The organism is Arthrobacter sp. ES3-54 (assembly GCF_029504395.1).
GTDB lineage: Bacteria > Actinomycetota > Actinomycetes > Actinomycetales > Micrococcaceae > Arthrobacter.
The window spans coordinates 113,722-131,182 of sequence record NZ_JAQFIF010000007.1 but is presented as its reverse complement, the minus strand read 5'-3'; the positions used below and the strand labels follow the sequence as shown (position 1 = coordinate 131,182).

The following is a 17,461-nucleotide window of genomic DNA, read 5'->3' as shown; positions in this document are numbered from 1 at the left end:
CCCTCTGGGTCCCGTCAGCTGACGCTCTCAGCCGCCGGGGCCGGCAGGGGCTGGCACGTGGGGCAGTAGTAGATGTCCCGTTCCTCCGTGAAGGTGCTGGTGCCGTTGTCCCGGCCAAGGATTCCGCGGCGGATCGGCGTGCCGCATTTCAGGCACGGCTGGTGCTCGCGCCGGTAGACCCAGTAGCCGGGCCGCCCGGCGGTGCGGCCCACGGGCACGCCGCGCGCGTTCAGCACAGTGGTCCGGCGGCCCGGCCCGAGGTTGGCGGAGAGCAGGACCTGGGCGTCGGTGATGATGGCGGCAAGATCCTGCACCGCGGAGACGGGCGACGCCGGATGGACTCCCGCGAGGAAGCACGCCTCGCACCGGTAGATGTTCCCGATCCCCGCCAGCTTGCTCTGGTCCAGCAGGGCGACGCCGATGGGCATGTCCGGTGCCGCGAGCAGCCGGCGTTCGGCCTCGGCAGCGTCCCAGTCCGGGCCCAGCAGATCCGGACCGAGATGCCCGACGATGGAGTCCTCCTGGTCGGTGCGGACCACCTCAAGAATGCCCAGGGAGAATCCGACGGCGTCGGCCGTGGCGGTGCGCAGCACGCAGCGGGCGGTGAAGCCGGGCTTCCGCCAGCGGCCCCCGGACGGGTAGACCTGCCAGCTGCCCTCCATTTTCAGGTGTGAGTGGATGGTGAGCCGGTCCTTCGGCGTCGGGCCCTGCACGCGCATCAGCAGGTGCTTGCCGCGGGGGACTACCTCGGCCACGGTCCAGCCGCCGAGCTTGAGCGTAGCGAAGCGCGGGACCCGGAAATCGGACGAGACCAGTTCCTTCCCGGCCAGTACGGCGTGCAGCTGTGCCGCGGCGCGAAACACGGAATCACCCTCAGGCACGGATCCTCAGTCCCTTCGGGGTGGAGTAGGCCCCGGCCTGGGCGAGCGCGGCCGCCACCGGGGTGTCCAGGATGCCGTGGCCGTTGACCTTTTCCATGATCAGCTTGTCCACCGCTCCGCGGGTCACCACGCCCACCAGGGCCGAACCGGCCGCGGCCAGGACGTCAGTGTCGTCGCTGAAAGCGAGCAGGGTCTTGCCGCCCCGCTCCACGTACAGCACCAGGGCGCCGTCGACCAGGACAACGAGGGCGCCGGCCTTCCGGCCGGGGCGGTGGCCGGTGCCGGCGTCGACGTTGAGCGCAGGCCACGGGAGCGCGGCGCCGTAGGGGTTGGCGGGATCCGTCGCGGCGAGGGCCAGGGCCACCGGCTCGGCCTTATGCAGCTGGGCGTCCTCGACGTAGGACCGCAGCCGGTCCACCGTGGCCGGAACGGCGAACTGCGCCGCACCGAGGTGTTCGATGAAGTAGCCGCGGCGGCAGCGTCCGGCTTCCTCCAGCCGGGCCAGGATCTTGTACATGAGGCCGAAGCCGCCGAGGATGTTTTCTGCCATGACCGAGCCGCGGGTGAGAACGCCGTAGCGGTCCAGGAGCAGTTCCGCGGTGGCCCGGGCGTGGATGGTGGGATCGAGTTCGGGGGAGGGCAGCGCGGACCAGCGTCCCGCGGCGAGCGCGGGTGCGGGCGCGGTGCCGGTCACGGAGCCGTACCGGCCGCCGGTGAGGCCCGGCGATCCCAGCAGCCCGGTGCCGTGCGCCCGTCCCAGCCGGCTGAGCCGCGGCGCGCGGGCCCGCGGGGCACGCCCCACCTGCCGGTGGGCGGTGTGGCCGCCGGCGATCAGCGCCCTGACAGGGGCGAAGGTGTCGCCGGTAATCCGGCCCGCCCAGGCGAGATCCCACAGGGCGGTTACCACGTCCTGGTCGCTCAGTACGGAATCCATGCCGCCGGCAACCTCGGTCAGCTGCCGGAAGAAGTAGCCGCCGCCGTTGTTCTGCAGGTGTTCGAGGAGCCGCCGCTGCGCATCGCCGGGTTCGAAGTCGATGGCAGGGTTCAGCGTCAGCTCGGCAGAATCGGCGAGGTGCAGGCTGACCCAGCCGTCGTTGCCTGGCAACGAACCGGCACCGGACCAGAGGACTTCGCCCGCGGCCATGAGCTCGTCCAGCATGGCCGGCTGGTAATTGGCGACGCGGCTGGCCAGGACAAGCGGTTCCCACGCGGAGGCCGGAATGGGCACGCCGGAGAGCTGGTCGATGGCCGTAACGATGCCGTCCAGGCCGCGGAGCGCGGACTGCCCGCGCCCGCCGGGGGTCCGCACGTTCTGCCAGGCGGGAAGGAACCGGCCGTACGCGGCGGCGTCCACGGGCTCGACTTCGGCCCGGAGCGCGGCGAGCGAACGGCGGCGCAGCTTGCGGAGGACCTCGGCGTCGCACCATTCGCTCACACTCGCCGCAGGCAAAACGGTAGGCAGAACGACTGACGGAACGGCCGGTGGGACGGCGGCCGGGGCCGCCGCGCCGCCGGGCACCTCACCACCGGATTCCTCAACGCCGGATTCCTCAACACTTGCTGCCGTGTTGTCCGAGGTAATTGCCGGCGGCGTAGCATGCGGGCGGAACTCGCCTTCCACCACACGGCCGTCCGCGGCCAGCCGCTTCAAGGCCGTGCCGACGACGGCGACGCCGAGTCCCAGCCGCGCCGCGGCCTCGGCGGCAGTGAAGGGCCCGTGCGTGCGGGCGTAGCGCGAGACGAGGTCGCCGAGGGGGTCAGCGACCGGTTCGATGAAGGCCAGGGGCACGCCCATGGGCAGCGGTACGCCGAGGGCATCCCGGAGCCGGGCGGCATCCTCGACCGCCGCAAAGCGTTCGATTCCGCCGATGTTGACCTTGATGGCCCGGTTGGCGCGCTGCAGGGCCGCCAGGTGGGCGGCGGCGTCGGCCTCCGTCGCCGGCCTTTCGGCCGGCTCAGCCGCCGGGGTTTCGACGGGCAGAGCCGCCGGGCTTTCGCCAGGCTGGGCCGCCGGGGCGACCCCGGCGGTCTCGCCCGTCAGGGCTGGGCCCGCCACCGGCTCCAGGCGGGCGGCGACTTCGTCCGGCGCGAGCGGACCCAAGAGGCGCAGGAGGTCCGCGACGCCCTCCAGCCCGCGCACCTGGCGGTCCCGGGCCAGGCGCTGAAGTTCGCGCTCGGTGGCCTCGATGACCTTAACATCCAGCAGTTCGCGCAGCTCCACGCGGCCCATGAGCTCATTGAGCAGGGTGGAATCGAGCGCCAGGGCGGCGGCACGGCGCTCCGCGAGCGGGGAGTCGCCCTCGTAGAGGAACTGGGCCACGTAGCCGAAGAGCAATGACTTCGCGAACGGGGAGGGCTGCTGGGTGGTGGTCTGAACGATCCTGAGCTCGCGGCGCTCCACCGAGGCGGCGATGTCCTTCAGCGCCGGAAGGTCGTAGACATCCTGCAGGCACTCGCGGACCGTCTCGAGGACAATGGGGAACGTCGGGTATTTCCGGGCAACATCCAGCAGCTGCGCCGAGCGCTGCCGCTGCTGCCACAAGGGCTGCCGCTTGCCGGGATTCTGCCGGGGCAGGAGCAAAGCACGGGCGGCGCACTCGCGGAACCGGGAGGCGAAGAGGGCGCTGCCGCCGACCTCCGCCGTCACAATCTGCTCGATTTCTTCCGGGTCGAACAGGAACAGCTCGGCGCCCGGCGGCTCGTCCTCCATCATGGGCACGCGCAGCACGATGCCGTCGTCGGCGGCCATGGCCGAGCCGTCCATCCCGTAGCGCTGCTGCAGGCGCTGGCCCACGGCCAGGGCCCACGGTGCGTGCACAGGCATGCCGAAGGGGCTGTGCAGCACCACGCGCCAGTCGCCGAGCTCGTCATGGAAGCGTTCCACCACGAGGGTCGTGTCGCTGGGGACCACTTCGGTGGCAAGCCGTTGTTCGGCGAGGTACTGGATCAGGTTGTTCGCGGCATAGTCGTCCAGTCCGCTGGCCTTGCAGCGCTCGGTTGCCGGCCCGACGTCGGACGCCGCCAGTTCGCGCATGAACGCGCCGAGGGCGCGGCCCAGGTCCACAGGCCGGCCGAGGGAGTCGCCCTTCCAGAAGGGAAGCTTGCCGGGCTGGCCGAACGCCGGCGAGACCAGGACACGGTCGTGCGTGATGTCCTCGATCTTCCAGCTGGTGGCGCCGAGGGCGAAGATGTCGCCCACCCGGGATTCGTAGACCATTTCCTCGTCGAGTTCGCCCACCCGGCGGCCACCCTTGGCCGCGGCGGCGGCCGGGCTGGCCGCCCTGCCGTCCGCACTGGCACCGCCGGAAGCCTTGCCGCCAGATCCCGAGCCGCCGGTGCCCTCGACCTCGGTGCCGATGATGTAGACGCCGAACAGCCCGCGGTCCGGGATGGTCCCTCCGGAGGTGACGGCGAGCCGCTGCGCGCCGGGACGGCCCTCGATGGTCCCGGCGTTCCGGTCCCAGATGACCCGGGGCCGCAGTTCCGCGAATTCGTCCGACGGGTACCGCCCGGCCAGAAGGTCCAGGGTGGCCTCGAACGCGGAGCGGGGGAGCGAGGCGAAGGGTGCGGACCGCCGGACCGTGGTGAACCACTCCTCCACGTCGATGGCACCCAGGGCGGTGGCGGCGACCGTCTGCTGGGCCAGGATGTCCAGCGGGTTGGCCGGCACGCTGAGCCGCTCGATCTTGCCCTCGAGCATCCGCTCCACGGTGATGGCCGTGTGGACGAGGTCTGCCCGGTGCTTCGGGAACAGGACGCCCTGGGAGATTTCGCCGACCTGGTGGCCGGCGCGGCCCACCCGCTGCAGGCCGCTGGCCACCGAGGGCGGCGATTCGACCTGCACCACCAGGTCCACGGCGCCCATGTCGATGCCAAGCTCGAGTGAGGACGTGGCCACCACGCAGCGCAGCCGCCCGGATTTCAGGTCATCTTCGATCAAGGCGCGCTGGTCCTTGGACACGGACCCGTGGTGCGCGCGGGCCAGCACGGGATCGGCACCGGCGGTGCTGCCGGCCTGCGCCATCATGTGGGCCGGTGTGGCGGTGGACGTGGGCTGTGCAGCGGCACCGCCGGGCGGCGCTGCGTTCGATACGGTTTTGGGCGCTGTCCTTGGCACCGAATTCGGCACTGCGGCCGGTACGGCGTCGAAGTCCGGCGCACCGGCACCAAAGTCGGTCCAGTCGCCGCCGGCCGCCATGAGCTGGCGCTCGGCGTAGATCTCGTTGAGCCGGGCCGTCAGCCGTTCGGCGAGGCGGCGGGAGTTAGCGAACACGATGGTGGACTGGTTGGCCAGCACCAGGTCCACGATCTTCTCCTCCACATGGGGCCAGATGGACGCCTGCGGCTGGAGCCCGGAGGCCGGACCGGAGTCGAAGGCGCCGGCGGCGCCCTGGAGATCGGACATGTCCTCCACGGGGACAGAGACGGTCAGGTCCCAGTTCTTCCGTGACGGAGGGGCCACAATTTCCACCGGCGCCGAGCCGGCGAGGAACTGCGCCACCAGCTCCTTGGGTTCCACGGTGGCCGACAGCCCGATGCGCTGGGCGGGCTTGGGCAGCAGCGCGTCAAGCCGTTCCAGCGATACCGCCAGATGCGCGCCGCGCTTGGTGCCGGCGACGGCGTGGACCTCGTCGACAATGATCGTGTCGACCTCGGTGAGGGTCTCGCGCGCCTTGGACGTCAGCATCAGGAAAAGGGATTCCGGGGTGGTGATGAGGATGTCGGGTGGGTGGCTGAGCAGCGAGCGGCGGTCGGACGCCGTCGTGTCCCCGGACCGGACGCCCACGGTGATGAGCGGGGCTGGCAGGTCCAGGCGCTTGGCGGTCTGCGTGATGCCGATCAGCGGCGCGCGGAGGTTGCGTTCGACGTCGACCCCGAGAGCCTTGAGCGGGGAAATGTACAGCACGCGGGTCTTCCGCTGGGCTGCCTTCCGCTGGGCTGAATTTGCCCCCGCAGCCGTCCGGCGGCCGCCCTTGGCCGCCGCATCCAGACCGGGCAGGGCCTCGGGCTCGGCGGGGGCGGAAACGAGCAGCCGGTCCAACGCCCAGAGGAACGCGGCGAGCGTCTTGCCGGAACCGGTGGGGGCGACGACGAGGGCGTGCGCACCGGAGGAGATCGCATTCCAGGCGCCGTTCTGGGCCGGGGTGGGCGCGGAAAAAGCGCCCAGGAACCAGTCCCGGGTCGGCCGGCTGAACCGGTCCATGGCGTCGGCCTCGAGTGTGCCTCCGGAGAGCTCCTGCCCCTTCATTCCTCCATCATGCCCTACCCCGCCGACACTATTAGCCGGCCGCGATCACGCCGGCCCCGGCGGGCCCTGGCGGCTCCAGACGGGCGAAAGCACCGTGGCGGGCGGTGGCAGAGACGCGGTGCCCGGCGTTACTTGGCCTGGAAAGCTGCGATGGTCAACAGATTGATGTCCGTGTTGGCGCAGGCGTCCAGCGGCTGCGCGAGGAACAGCGAGGCGGTGTCGTTCGGCGGGTAGACCCGGAATCCTGCCGCCGCCGTCTTGGTGCAGTTCGGGTAGTTGGCGGCCTGGGTGTATCGCAGCGTGGCGGTGCCGGCCGCGCCCGGGGCGAGCAGGACATCGGTGACCGGGGCCGACTCGTCGCGGGTGGCAGGGGCGCCGATCGGCTCACCGTCGGCCCCGGCTGTGAGGGAGACGCCCGCATAGCCCTTCAGCAGGCAGGGTTCTTTGCCGGAGTTGGTCAGGATCAGCTGCATGTAAACGCTGCCCGCCGCGCCGCCGCCGGATGAGTCGGTGGTGCCAGTCAGGCTTGCGGCCTTGCACAGTGCCGGGCCTGCCTGGGCCGCCTGCGAGGATGCACGAGCCGCAGAGGATTCCGTTGCGGCGTCGGAAGTCGCCGGCTGGCTGGTTTCGCTGGCCGGCGTTGTGGGCGGGGAAGTGGCCGACTGAGTCTGCGTCGAGCTGCCCCCGCAGCCGCTGAGCAGGAGGGCCGCCGCGGCAGCCGTTGTCACAACCAGTGCGTGCGTCAATCGTTGAGACGTCATGGCTCAACCATTATGCCCGCCGTTGCCTTAGTCAACGATGCCACGGCGGCGGAGCCAGATTGATGCCCGGATTGTGATTTCCGGGCATCGGCCGAGGTCAAGCTCCTACGTGCCCCTGGGGCCACGGCGCAGGGGAACCGTCCGCTAGTCGGTCTCTGGGCCGGAGCAGTAGTGGCAGTCATCCGGGCAGGAGGAGACGGGGCCGGCGGCCCAGGTGTTTGCCCCGGCTGCGATGCGAGACGCGGCGTTCGGCTGCTGCATCACGGCGGATTGGCGGTCAGTTGTCAGCATGGTGGGCTCCTTCGGTGTCTGCCACGCTCAGTTCGAAGCCGTCGGCGACATGGAACAGTTTCCGGTGCCCAGCGTTGGACACCACCCACACGACGGCGCCGTCGGCGGTGCGGTTGTCCACACGGCCCGCGTGCTCGAGGCAGCCGCCCCGGCGGAGGTGGACGGTGTCGCCGATCTCGACGTCGTCCCAGTCTGTGGCGCGGCTCGAGGGCCGGATGTTCTGCAATGTCATGAGGATTCCTGAACGGTTACGGACAAACGAGGATGTGATCCAGCTAACCGTGAGATTGCATGTCACCTCAATGGTCAAGTGAATGAGGCACCGCAGTCCTGTTGTGCAGGCGTCCAGAAGCTAGGGGCCCGCGTGTGAGTCACTTGCGGGCTGCCCGAGTGTGGGCTGCGCGAGAGCGGGCTGCGAGCCGGGTCAGCCACGCAAATGTGGGCGGTGGTGGCGGTGGAACGCTGGATGCTCCGTGGGGGGTGGTCCCCGCCGTGGCCCTGCGTCGGCGCAGCTCCAGGGCGAGGCTCTCCTGGCCGCGGGCCATCGCCCAGCGGTGATTGGCCGCGAAGCCGGGCTTGAGCAGCCAGCTCAGCCGGCGCAGCAGGGGCTTGGTGGCGTTGACGCGCCAGTCGTAGGTGATGACCGTTTCCGGCCCGTCCGGCTCGAAGGTCCAGCGGCCGGCGCCGTTGAGGTCGCCGGCCGCGGTGAGGGCAAAGCCGCGGGGCGTGACCGGCTCCGTGACCGTGAGGGTCCAGCGGAGCGTATAGGGCAGCCAGCCTTTGGTGTGGAGGCGTGCGGGACGGGGAATCCCGGGCCCCGGCTCCGGGACGCCGGCCACGGTCTCGGCGCTGAGATAGACGGAAGGCCACCAGCGGGGCATGGAAGTCGCCTCGCCCAGGACGGCTGCGACCTCTTCCGGCGTCCCCGCCACGCGCCAGACGGTCCGGAACTCATAGTCTGTGCTGGCCATCGGGCCTCCTTTTAGCCCTGCGTTGATGCCCTCACTATCAGTTCGGGCGGGAATATCACCTGGGTGGGTTCAAAGCCGTCCTCGGACGCCGCTTCCCGGAGCAGCAGTTCCAGTGCAGTGGAGCCGATGAGGGCGCTGGGCTGCCGGATGGAGGACAGCGGCACGACGGCGGCGGCGGCGAACTCGATGTCGTCATAGCCGATCAGGGCGATCTCCTTCGGCACGTTCACGCCGCCCATGAGCATCAGGCCCTGGAGGACGCCGATGGCCAAAAGGTCGTTGGCTGCAAAGATCGCATCCGGGCGTTCGGCTTCCGGCCGGGACCGGATGGACTCGCCCGCCGACCTACCGGAAAGCACGGTCAGGGATTCCGTCGCAATGACCTCAAGGGTTGCACCCGCAACGGCGTCGATGGCCTTCTGGGCCCCTGCCAAACGGTCCGCTACCTGCCGGATGCTGGCCGGGCCGCCAACAAACGCGATCCGCCGCCGCCCCAGCGACAACAGGTGGGCCGCAGCCATCTCCCCGCCCGCCAGGTCATCCACGGCCACCGAGGAGAAACTCATGTTCTCTGTCTGCCGGTCCACAAGGACCGTCGGGATGCCTCGGCGCCGCAGCTGCTCCAGCCGGGGGACCACATTTCCTACCGGGGACAGCAGTACGCCCCGCACGCGCTGCTGCTCGAAGAGATCCAGGTAGGCGGATTCCCGGCCCTCATCCTCGTTGCTATTGCCGACGAGGACCGTCAGGTTCTCCGCGGTGGCGCGGTCCTCCGCGCCCCTGGCCAGATCCGAGAAGAAGGGGTTCGCGGCGTCCAGGACCACCAAGCCGATGCTGTGGCTCATGCCCGCGCGCAACTGCCGCGCGGCGTCGTTCCGGACGAAGCCGAGCTTGTCGATGGCGGACTGGACCCTGCCGGTGACTTCGGCAGAGACCTTCTCCGGGCGGTTCAGCACATTGGAGACCGTCCCCACCGAGACGCCGGCCAGGGCCGCGACGTCCTTGACGCTCGCTGAAACCATTTCCTGTGCTCCTGAAAGGTGGGCGGCGCAGCCTTTGGCAGGCGCCCCGTCGGCCAACTACTCACTTCAGGATACCCGCCGGGGCCCATTTTGAACCCTTTCATTGAAACGAATCAAAAAGCCGCGTCACGAATGGTTGACGGCGGTTGACGTGTCCATTTGAAGACCCTATGATTCAAATCACAGCTAGCTATGAAACGATTCATTGCAGCATTCACAAAGAAAGTGTTCACTGAGGAAGTGTTCACTGAGTCAGCGTTCACTAAGCCCCAAAGGTGCGGTTAATTTTATGCAGCAGACATACAGTTCCCGGTCTGGCCCCTCTGAGGGGGAGCCGGTTCCGGTTCTCTCGCTCTCTCACGCAGCCAAGACCTTTGGCCCGGTGGTCGCCCTGGCCGATGGAACCATCAACATCGAGGCTGGTGAAATCCACGCGCTGGTCGGGGAGAACGGTGCCGGCAAGTCCACGCTGGTGAAAATCCTCGCAGGCCTGCACCACCCTGATTCCGGCGACTTCCGGGTGGCGGGCCAGAGCGTCCAGTTCCGCAACGTTGCCGAGAGCAAGGATGCTGGAATTTCCGTCATCTACCAGGAACCCACACTCTTTCCGGACCTGAGCGTCGCAGAGAACATCTTCATTGGCCGCCAGCCCAAGGGCCGCTTCGGGCTCATCAGCAAGGCGACGATGGTCAGGGAAGCGCACAAGCTGTTCGAACGCCTTGGCGTTCCAATCGACCCGACCCGCATCGCCGAGGGCCTGTCCATCGCGGACCAGCAGATCATTGAAATCGCCAAAGCCATTTCGCTGGACGCCAAAGTCCTGGTGATGGACGAGCCCACCGCTGCCCTCAGCGGCGTCGAGGTGGAACGGCTGTTCGCCGTCGCCCGGAGCCTCCGGGACCGCGGGACCGGCATCCTCTTCATTTCGCACCGTTTCGATGAGGTCTTTGACCTGTGCGACCGCATCACAGTCATGCGGGACGGCCGGTACATCTCCACCCACCGGACCGCCGACGTCACCGTCGAGCAGATCGTTCGCGAGATGGTGGGCCGCGACATTGGCGCCCTGTTCCCCAAGACGCCTGCCGAGATCGGCGACGTGGTCCTGAAAGTGGACGGTCTCAGCCGCGCCGGAGTGTTCCGCGACATCAACTTCGAGGTCCGCGCCGGGGAAATCGTTGCCTTGGCCGGCCTCGTCGGCGCCGGCCGCACCGAGGTGGCCCGTGCCGTGTTCGGAATCGATCCCTACGACGCTGGCGCCATCACCTTCGACGGTCGCAAGCTCAAGCCCCGGGATCCCCAGGTGGCCATCACCGCCGGCATGGGCTTTGTCCCGGAGGACCGCCGCAAGCAGGGCCTGGTGATGGATCTGTCCGTGGCCCGGAACGTCACGCTCACGCTGCGCAACAAGTTCACGACGGCGGGTCTGATCAACGGTGCCGCCGAGCGGCGCGCCGCCCAGGACTGGAGCAATCGGCTCCAGGTCAAGACCGGCTCGCAGGAGCACGCCGTCTCCACGCTCTCCGGCGGCAACCAGCAAAAGGTGGTGCTCGCCAAGTGGCTGGCCACGGACCCGCGGCTGCTGATCATCGACGAGCCAACCCGCGGCATCGACGTCGGCACCAAGAGCGAGGTCCACCGGCTCATTTCGGACCTCGCCGGGCGCGGGATCGCGATCCTGATGATCTCCTCCGAACTGCCCGAGGTCCTCGGCATGGCAGACCGCGTCCTGGTCATGCGCGAAGGCCGGATCACCGCCGAACTCGACCGTGCCGATGCGAATCCCGAATCCGTCATGCACGCCGCCACGTCTTCCGCAGGAGGAACCCTGTGAGCTCAGCTCTGGACCACAAGAACGCAACGACGACGGCGCCCGCCGCCGGCGCCCGCGGCGCCGTCGCTGCGGTGCTGCGGATGCGCGAACTCCCCGTGCTGATCGCCCTGGCGCTGCTGGTACTCGTCACCTACCTGATCAACCCGCTATTCCTCACCGCCCAAGGCGTGAAGGACCTGCTGCTCAACGCCACCATCATCATGATTCTGGCCGTAGGGCAGACCCTGCTGATCATCACCAGGAACATCGACCTCTCCGTCGGCTCCATGCTGGGGCTGGTCGCCTTCGGCACCGGCTCCATCTTCGCGGCCGTGCCGGACGTGCCGATCCTCGCCGTCTTTGCGATCGGCATGGTCTTCGGGGCGTTGCTGGGCGCCATCAACGGCGCCCTGGTCACCTTGGCCAAAGTGCCCGCCCTGGTCATCACCCTCGGGACGCTCTACGTGTACCGCGGCCTGAACAACGCCTGGGCCGGCGGCAAACAGTTCTTCGCCGGCGACCGTCCAGAGGAGTTCGGCGCCCTCTCGGTAAACACCTTCCTGGGGTTCCCCGTCATCACACTGCTGGCCATCGTCGTCGTGATCGCCGTGGCCATCTACATGTCCGGCACCCGCCCGGGCCGTGACCTGTACGCCATCGGCTCGGACCCGGACGCGGCCACTGCCTTCGGCATCAAGGTCTCCAAGCGCGTGTTCCTGGCCTTCCTGGCCAACGGGGCACTCGCCGGCCTGGCCGGCGTGCTCTACGCCAGCCGCTTCAACTCGGTCGGCGCCACCACCGGCACCGGCATGGAACTGACCGTGGTGGCGGCCGCCGTCGTCGGTGGCGTGGCTATCTTCGGCGGCAGCGGATCGGTGACCGGGGCCGCCCTCGGCGCCGTGCTCCTGACCACCATCACCAGTTCCCTGACCGCCCTGAGGGTGGACAAATTCTGGCAGCAGGCGATCGTCGGCGTGCTGATCCTCACCGCCATCATCATCGACCGCGTGGCCAGCCTGCGCACAGCCAAGAAACTGCGGATTAGCGAGGCTCGCAATGTCTGAAACCACGTCCACCACCAGCCCGGCGCCGGCGCCCGTGGCTGACAACACCAAGCCGCTGGCCAGCGAACCGAAGGGCCGGACCGGCGCCGCACGGATCCTGACCGGCCGTGACGCCATCACCATCTACGCCCTGGTTGCTTTCCTGATCTACGCCGCCATCGCGATCCCGCGCTTCGCCTCCCCGGTCACCACCGGCTTCCTGCTCCTGGATGTGATCCCGGTCCTGCTGATCGCCATGCCGATGACCCTGATCATCATCACGGGCGAGATCGACCTGTCCGTGGCCAGCACCGCCGGCCTGACCAGCGCCTTGATGGGCGTCCTCTGGGCCGGCGGGATGGACATCTGGCTGGTCCTGGCAATCAGCCTGCTGGCAGGAGTTGCCGCCGGCATGTTCAACGGCTTCCTGATCGCGGTCCTCGGACTGCCCTCCCTGGCCGTCACCATCGGCACCCTAGCGTTGTTCCGCGGCCTGGCCTTGGTCATCATCGGCGACAACGCGGTGGCCAACTTCCCGAAGGCGCTGACCGCCTTCTTCACCTCCAAGATCGGCGGCACCGGCATCCCCACGGTGATGATCGGCGTCGTCGCGGTGATGGTCTTCTTCGGCGTGCTGCTGCACTTCACGCCGTTCGGACGGGGGCTCTATGCGATGGGCTACAGCAAGGAAGCCGCCAGCTTCGTCGGCATCAACGTGGCCCGCAGCAAGTTCTGGCTGTACGTCGGATCCGGCGCCGTCTCTGCGCTCGCCGGCATCTACTGGACCCTGCGCTACACCAGCGCCCGCAGCGACAACGCCTCTGGCCTGGAACTGGCCGTCATCGCCGCTGTCCTGCTGGGTGGCGTGTCGATCTTCGGCGGCAAAGGCTCCATTCCCGGCGTCATCGCCGGCGTCCTGCTGATCGGGACGCTCAACTACGCCCTCCGCCTGGCCCGGGTGTCCGACGTCGTCCTCATCACGGTGACCGGCCTGCTGCTGATCGTCTCGGTGGTGGCACCGAGCATCGGCTCCGCGATCAGGCAATGGCGCCACACCCGGCGCGTACGCCGAAGTTTCACCCGGAAGTCCACCTGAAATCTGCACACAAGCACCACGGAAACCGTGCCCGCCTGGGGCCGGCCGCACCTACCGCACGAAGGAAAAGGGAAGAACGATGATGTTGAACCGCAAGAACAAGGGCCGGACCGGCCGACTGGGAAGCATGGTGGCCATCACCGCCGTGGCCGCACTGGCACTGACAGCCTGCAACAGCGGCTCTGCATCCTCCAGTGATACCAACAGCCCGTCAGGGGCGGGAGGGGACCAAAAGATCACCTTCATCCCCAAGCAGCTGAATAACCCGTACACGGACGTCGTCCTGGGCGGCGGCAAGAAGGGCGCCACCGAGGCAGGTTTCGCCTCCTCCCAGGTCGTCGGACCGCTGGAAGCCTCCGCCTCCAGCCAGGTTTCCTTCATCAACGCCGAGACGCAGGCCGGCACGAACGTCATCACGATTGCCGCCAACGACCCCGACGCCGTCTGCACGGCCCTCGGCGAAGCCCGCTCCGCCGGCGCCAAGATTGTCGCGTTCGACTCCGACACCAACCCCGACTGCCGCGACGTCTTCATCAGCCAGGTGGTAGCCAAGGACGTTGCCCTGATCCAGACCAAGCTGATCTCCGAGCAGATCAGCGGCAGCGGCGAGATCGCCATCCTGTCCGCCACGGCCAACGCCACGAACCAGAACGAGTGGATCAAGTACATGGAGGAGGAGCTGGCCTCCAACCCCGCGTACAAGGACATCAAGCTTGTGGCCAAGGTCTACGGCGATGACAACGACACCAAGTCCTTCCAGGAGGCCCAGGGCCTCATGCAGGCTCACCCGAGCCTTAAGGGCATCATCTCTCCCACCACGGTGGGCATCGCCGCCACCGCCCGGTACCTCTCCACGTCCGCCTACAAGGGCAAGGTTGCCCTCACCGGGCTGGGGCTGCCGAATGAAATGCGGCCCTTTGTAAAGGACGGAACTGTCAAGGAGTTCGCCCTCTGGGACCCGGCACAGCTTGGCTATGTTGCCGCGTTCGCCGGCAAGGCCCTCACGGACGGCAAGATCACCGGCGCCGAAGGCGACACCTTCACCGCCGGCGAGCTTGGCGAACGCAAAGTCGAAAAGGGCGGCCTCGTGATTGTCGGGCCGCCGACCGTCTTCAACGCCGAGAACATCGACAAGTACAACTTCTGATCCCTACCTGTTCCATCCTGAGCGGCCGGGCGGGCCGCCGACAGCCCGCCCGGCGCCTCTACCCCTCCTCTCACCATTTCCACTTCACCGGTGCCACAGCACCGGGTACACGGCGCTTTCCCCACAGCCGTGCCCGGAAACCAGGTACCAGAGCCCCAGGTTCTCTTTTCCACGCCGGAAGGCCCCCTTAAATGAACCAGAAACAACCGGCCGATCGGCTGCTGCACCCACACAGGCGCCGCCCCACCCGCATCGGGCTGGTCTCCGGCGGGCTGGGCGCCTACTGGCCCCAGTTCCCGGAGCTGCTGCCGCAGCTGCGGGACTCCGTCCGCTACGTCACCGGCCGCTTCCAGGGGCTCGACGCCGAAGTCGTCGACACCGGATTCATCTCTGACGCGCAGGAAGCCGCGACGGCCGGCGAAAAGCTGCGCGTCGCCGACTGCGACCTCATCGTCATCTTCCTCACTACGTACCTGACGTCGTCCATGGTCCTGCCCATCGCCCAACGGGCGAAGACCCCCGTTCTGGTGATCGACCTGCAGCCGACCGAGGCGATGGACCACGCCAACTTTGACACCGGCAAGTGGCTGGCCTACTGCGGCCAGTGCCCCGTGCCGGAGGTCGCCAACGTCTTCCGCCGGGCCGGGATCGACTTCCGCTCAGTCTCCGGGCACCTCAAGCAGGAGTCCGCTTGGGAGCGGATCACGCAGTGGGTTCACGCCGCCGGAGTCCGCGCCCGGCTCCGCAACGCCCGGCACGGGCTGATGGGCCACCTCTATCCGGGCATGCTCGATGTCGCCACGGACCTCACCACCGTCTCGACCACCTTCGGCTCCCACGTCGAGGTGCTGGAATTCGATGACCTCCGCGAACGGGTCAACGCCGTGACGGACGCGGAGGTCTCCGAACGGCTTGGGCTCGCCCGCGAACTTTTCGTTGTGGATGACTCCGTGAACGACGACGACTTTGCGTGGGGCGCGAAGGTGTCAGTGGGCCTGGACCGCCTCGTGGCGGACTTCGACCTCGACTCCGTGGCCTACTACCACCGCGGACTGGCCGGGGAACAGCACGAACGGCTGGGCGCCGGGATGATCCTGGGCTCCTCCATCCTGACCGCACGGGGCATCCCGATGGCCGGCGAATTCGAGCTGCGGACCTCCATTGCGATGCTGGCCGCCCAGGCGATCGGCGCCGGGGGATCCTTCACCGAGATCCAGGCCCTGAACTTCCTCGACAACGTGGTCGAAATGGGACACGACGGTCCGGCGCATCTGGCCGTGTCCGCCCAGGACCCGCTCCTGCGCGGACTCGGCATCTACCACGGCAAACGCGGCTGGGGCGTCTCGGTCGAATTCGATGTGCGCCACGGCCCCGTCACCACCTTCGGCCTCGGCCAGGACCCGGACGGTAGCTACGTCTTCGTCACCTCAGAAGGCGAAGTGGTCCCCGGCCCGCTCCTGCAGATCGGCAACACGACCTCCCGGGTGGACTTCGGCGGGGACCCCGGGCTCTGGGTGGACCAGTGGAGCCAGACCGGCATCGGACACCACTGGGCTCTCTGCGTCGGCCACCGGGCCGCGGACATCAAGGCAGCCGCGTCCCTGTTGGGCATCGAACACCGCCACGTGGTGCTCTCATGACCACGGAACGCGTCTGCTTCCAACTCCAGGTCAAGCCCGGGCTGATCGAGGAATACACCCGCCGGCACGCCGCCGTCTGGCCGGAGATGCTCCGGGCCCTCAAGGCCTCCGGCTGGAACAACTACTCACTCTTCCTCCGGCCCGACGGGCTCCTGATCGGCTACTTCGAAACGGACAGCCTGACCGGAGCCCAGGCCCGGATGGCAGCCACGGACGTGAACGCCCGCTGGCAGGCCGAGATGGCCGGTTTCTTTGACGATCTCGCCGGAGCACCGGACCAGGGCTTCCTCCAGCTCACCGAAATTTTCAATCTCGAGGACCAGTTGTCCGCGGCCAACGCCGCCGAGGACAACCACCAACCGCAGAAGGAACAATCATGAACACCACAGAAACGGCCCTGGGTCGCCTCGCGGAACTCGCCATCGAGGTCCCGTCCTGGGCCTACGGCAACTCCGGCACCCGCTTCAAGGTGTTCGGCACCCCGGGCACCCCGCGCACCGTCCAGGAAAAGCTGGCCGACGCCGCGAAAGTCCACGAACTCACCGGCCTGGCACCCACGGTCGCGCTGCACATTCCCTGGGACAAAGTGGATGACTACGCGGCCCTGAACGAGTACGCCGCGGGCCTGGGCGTGGGCCTGGGCACGGTGAACTCCAATACGTTCCAGGACGACGAGTACAAGTTCGGCTCGCTGACCTCCCTGAACCCCGCGGTGCGCCGCCGCGCCATCGATCACCACTTGGAGTGCCTGGAGATCATGCACGCCACGGGCTCGCAGGACCTGAAGATTTGGCTCGCGGACGGCACCAACTATCCGGGCCAGGACGACATGCGCGGCCGGCAGGACCGCCTGGCCGAATCCCTGCAGGAGATCTACGCCGCCCTGGGCCCGGAGCAGCGCCTGGTGCTGGAATACAAGTTCTTCGAGCCGGCTTTCTACCACACCGACGTCCCGGACTGGGGCACCTCCTACGCCCAGACCCTGGCCCTGGGCGAGAAGGCCTTCGTCTGCCTGGACACCGGCCACCACGCCCCGGGCACCAACATCGAATTCATCGTCATGCAGCTGCTGCGCCTGGGCAAGCTCGGCTCCTTTGACTTCAACTCCCGCTTCTACGCGGATGATGACCTGATCGTCGGCGCGGCCGATCCGTTCCAGCTCTTCCGCATCATGTACGAGGTCATCCGCGGCGGCGGCTTCGGTAAAGAGTCCGGCGTCGCCCTGATGCTGGACCAGTGCCACAACCTGGAAGAAAAGATCCCGGGCCAGATCCGCTCCGTGCTCAACGTCCAGGAAATGACGGCCCGCGCCCTGCTCATCGACACCGACGCGCTCGCCGAGGCCCAGCGCAACGGCGACGTCCTGGCCGCCAACGGCATCTTCAACGATGCGTTCTACACCGATGTCCGTCCTGCGCTGGCGCAGTGGCGTGAATCCCGCGGCCTGCCCGCGGACCCGCTGGCCGCCTTCAAGGCCAGCGGCTACCAGAAGAAGATCAACGAGGACCGCGTCGGCGGCCAGCAAGCCGGATGGGGCGCTTAAGAGTT

General features: G+C 68.2%; 14 protein-coding genes. 7 read left to right on the top strand and 7 right to left on the bottom strand.

The genetic code is table 11. The annotated features are described in order from the left end of the window. Positions 1-14: 14 nt before the first annotated feature. The 7 genes from M2428_RS14150 to M2428_RS14120 form a co-directional block, all read right to left on the bottom strand. The gene (locus M2428_RS14150; protein WP_277526583.1) at positions 15-881 is read right to left on the bottom strand and encodes a DNA-formamidopyrimidine glycosylase family protein; all 867 of its coding nucleotides are present in this window, start codon (positions 879-881) and stop codon (positions 15-17) included. Continuing rightward, positions 874-6,129: a DEAD/DEAH box helicase gene (locus tag M2428_RS14145; protein WP_277526582.1), complete on the bottom strand. Its 5,256-nt coding sequence runs from the start codon at positions 6,127-6,129 to the stop codon at positions 874-876. The genes M2428_RS14150 and M2428_RS14145 overlap by 8 nt, the downstream gene beginning before the upstream one ends. A gap of 128 nt (positions 6,130-6,257) precedes the next feature. Further along, the gene (locus tag M2428_RS14140) at positions 6,258-6,890 is read right to left on the bottom strand and encodes a DUF4232 domain-containing protein (RefSeq protein WP_277526581.1); all 633 of its coding nucleotides are present in this window, start codon (positions 6,888-6,890) and stop codon (positions 6,258-6,260) included. 144 nt (positions 6,891-7,034) lie between these two features. Further along, on the bottom strand, positions 7,035-7,181 hold the full coding sequence (locus M2428_RS14135; protein WP_277526580.1) for a hypothetical protein: 147 nt from the start codon (positions 7,179-7,181) through the stop codon (positions 7,035-7,037). Then, the gene (locus M2428_RS14130) at positions 7,168-7,413 is read right to left on the bottom strand and encodes a hypothetical protein (protein WP_277526579.1); all 246 of its coding nucleotides are present in this window, start codon (positions 7,411-7,413) and stop codon (positions 7,168-7,170) included. The genes M2428_RS14135 and M2428_RS14130 overlap by 14 nt, the downstream gene beginning before the upstream one ends. 139 nt (positions 7,414-7,552) lie before the next feature. After that, positions 7,553-8,152: an SRPBCC family protein gene (locus M2428_RS14125; RefSeq protein ID WP_277526578.1), complete on the bottom strand. Its 600-nt coding sequence runs from the start codon at positions 8,150-8,152 to the stop codon at positions 7,553-7,555. An 11-nt stretch (positions 8,153-8,163) separates the two neighbouring features. Beyond that, on the bottom strand, positions 8,164-9,174 hold the full coding sequence (locus M2428_RS14120) for a LacI family DNA-binding transcriptional regulator (protein ID WP_277526577.1): 1,011 nt from the start codon (positions 9,172-9,174) through the stop codon (positions 8,164-8,166). A 289-nt stretch (positions 9,175-9,463) separates the two neighbouring features. Here M2428_RS14120 and M2428_RS14115 point away from each other — a divergent pair, with 289 nt between their 5' ends. The 7 genes from M2428_RS14115 (at position 9,464) to rhaI (ending at position 17,456) form a co-directional block, all read left to right on the top strand. Further along, positions 9,464-11,008: a sugar ABC transporter ATP-binding protein gene (locus M2428_RS14115; RefSeq protein WP_277526576.1), complete on the top strand. Its 1,545-nt coding sequence runs from the start codon at positions 9,464-9,466 to the stop codon at positions 11,006-11,008. Continuing rightward, positions 11,005-12,051, top strand: a complete 1,047-nt coding sequence (locus M2428_RS14110) for an ABC transporter permease (RefSeq protein ID WP_277526575.1) — start codon at positions 11,005-11,007, stop codon at positions 12,049-12,051. The genes M2428_RS14115 and M2428_RS14110 overlap by 4 nt, the downstream gene beginning before the upstream one ends. Beyond that, positions 12,044-13,126: an ABC transporter permease gene (locus tag M2428_RS14105; RefSeq protein ID WP_277526574.1), complete on the top strand. Its 1,083-nt coding sequence runs from the start codon at positions 12,044-12,046 to the stop codon at positions 13,124-13,126. The genes M2428_RS14110 and M2428_RS14105 overlap by 8 nt, the downstream gene beginning before the upstream one ends. 79 nt (positions 13,127-13,205) lie before the next feature. Further along, entirely contained in the window at positions 13,206-14,273 is a 1,068-nt protein-coding gene (gene rhaS, locus M2428_RS14100; protein ID WP_277526573.1) for a rhamnose ABC transporter substrate-binding protein, read from the top strand. A gap of 191 nt (positions 14,274-14,464) precedes the next feature. Further along, a complete protein-coding gene (locus M2428_RS14095; RefSeq protein ID WP_277526572.1) occupies positions 14,465-15,913 on the top strand; it encodes an L-fucose/L-arabinose isomerase family protein in 1,449 nt (482 codons plus the stop codon). Beyond that, the gene (locus tag M2428_RS14090) at positions 15,910-16,293 is read left to right on the top strand and encodes an L-rhamnose mutarotase (protein WP_277526571.1); all 384 of its coding nucleotides are present in this window, start codon (positions 15,910-15,912) and stop codon (positions 16,291-16,293) included. The genes M2428_RS14095 and M2428_RS14090 overlap by 4 nt, the downstream gene beginning before the upstream one ends. Further along, positions 16,290-17,456: an L-rhamnose isomerase gene (gene rhaI, locus M2428_RS14085; protein ID WP_277526570.1), complete on the top strand. Its 1,167-nt coding sequence runs from the start codon at positions 16,290-16,292 to the stop codon at positions 17,454-17,456. The genes M2428_RS14090 and rhaI overlap by 4 nt, the downstream gene beginning before the upstream one ends. Positions 17,457-17,461: the final 5 nt, after the last annotated feature.

Excerpts from the sequence above, each read along its gene's own strand:
- M2428_RS14130 (WP_277526579.1), bottom strand. The coding sequence starts at position 7,413 with ATGACATTGCAGAACATCCGGCCCTCGAGCCGCGCCACAGACTGGGAC.
- rhaI (WP_277526570.1), top strand. The coding sequence starts at position 16,290 with ATGAACACCACAGAAACGGCCCTGGGTCGCCTCGCGGAACTCGCCATC.
- M2428_RS14125 (WP_277526578.1), bottom strand. The coding sequence starts at position 8,152 with ATGGCCAGCACAGACTATGAGTTCCGGACCGTCTGGCGCGTGGCGGGG.
- M2428_RS14140 (WP_277526581.1), bottom strand. The coding sequence starts at position 6,890 with ATGACGTCTCAACGATTGACGCACGCACTGGTTGTGACAACGGCTGCC.
- M2428_RS14090 (WP_277526571.1), top strand. The coding sequence starts at position 15,910 with ATGACCACGGAACGCGTCTGCTTCCAACTCCAGGTCAAGCCCGGGCTG.
- M2428_RS14115 (WP_277526576.1), top strand. The coding sequence starts at position 9,464 with ATGCAGCAGACATACAGTTCCCGGTCTGGCCCCTCTGAGGGGGAGCCG.
- M2428_RS14135 (WP_277526580.1), bottom strand. The coding sequence starts at position 7,181 with ATGCTGACAACTGACCGCCAATCCGCCGTGATGCAGCAGCCGAACGCC.
- M2428_RS14120 (WP_277526577.1), bottom strand. The coding sequence starts at position 9,174 with ATGGTTTCAGCGAGCGTCAAGGACGTCGCGGCCCTGGCCGGCGTCTCG.
- M2428_RS14095 (WP_277526572.1), top strand. The coding sequence starts at position 14,465 with ATGAACCAGAAACAACCGGCCGATCGGCTGCTGCACCCACACAGGCGC.
- M2428_RS14145 (WP_277526582.1), bottom strand. The coding sequence starts at position 6,129 with ATGAAGGGGCAGGAGCTCTCCGGAGGCACACTCGAGGCCGACGCCATG.
- rhaS (WP_277526573.1), top strand. The coding sequence starts at position 13,206 with ATGATGTTGAACCGCAAGAACAAGGGCCGGACCGGCCGACTGGGAAGC.
- M2428_RS14105 (WP_277526574.1), top strand. The coding sequence starts at position 12,044 with ATGTCTGAAACCACGTCCACCACCAGCCCGGCGCCGGCGCCCGTGGCT.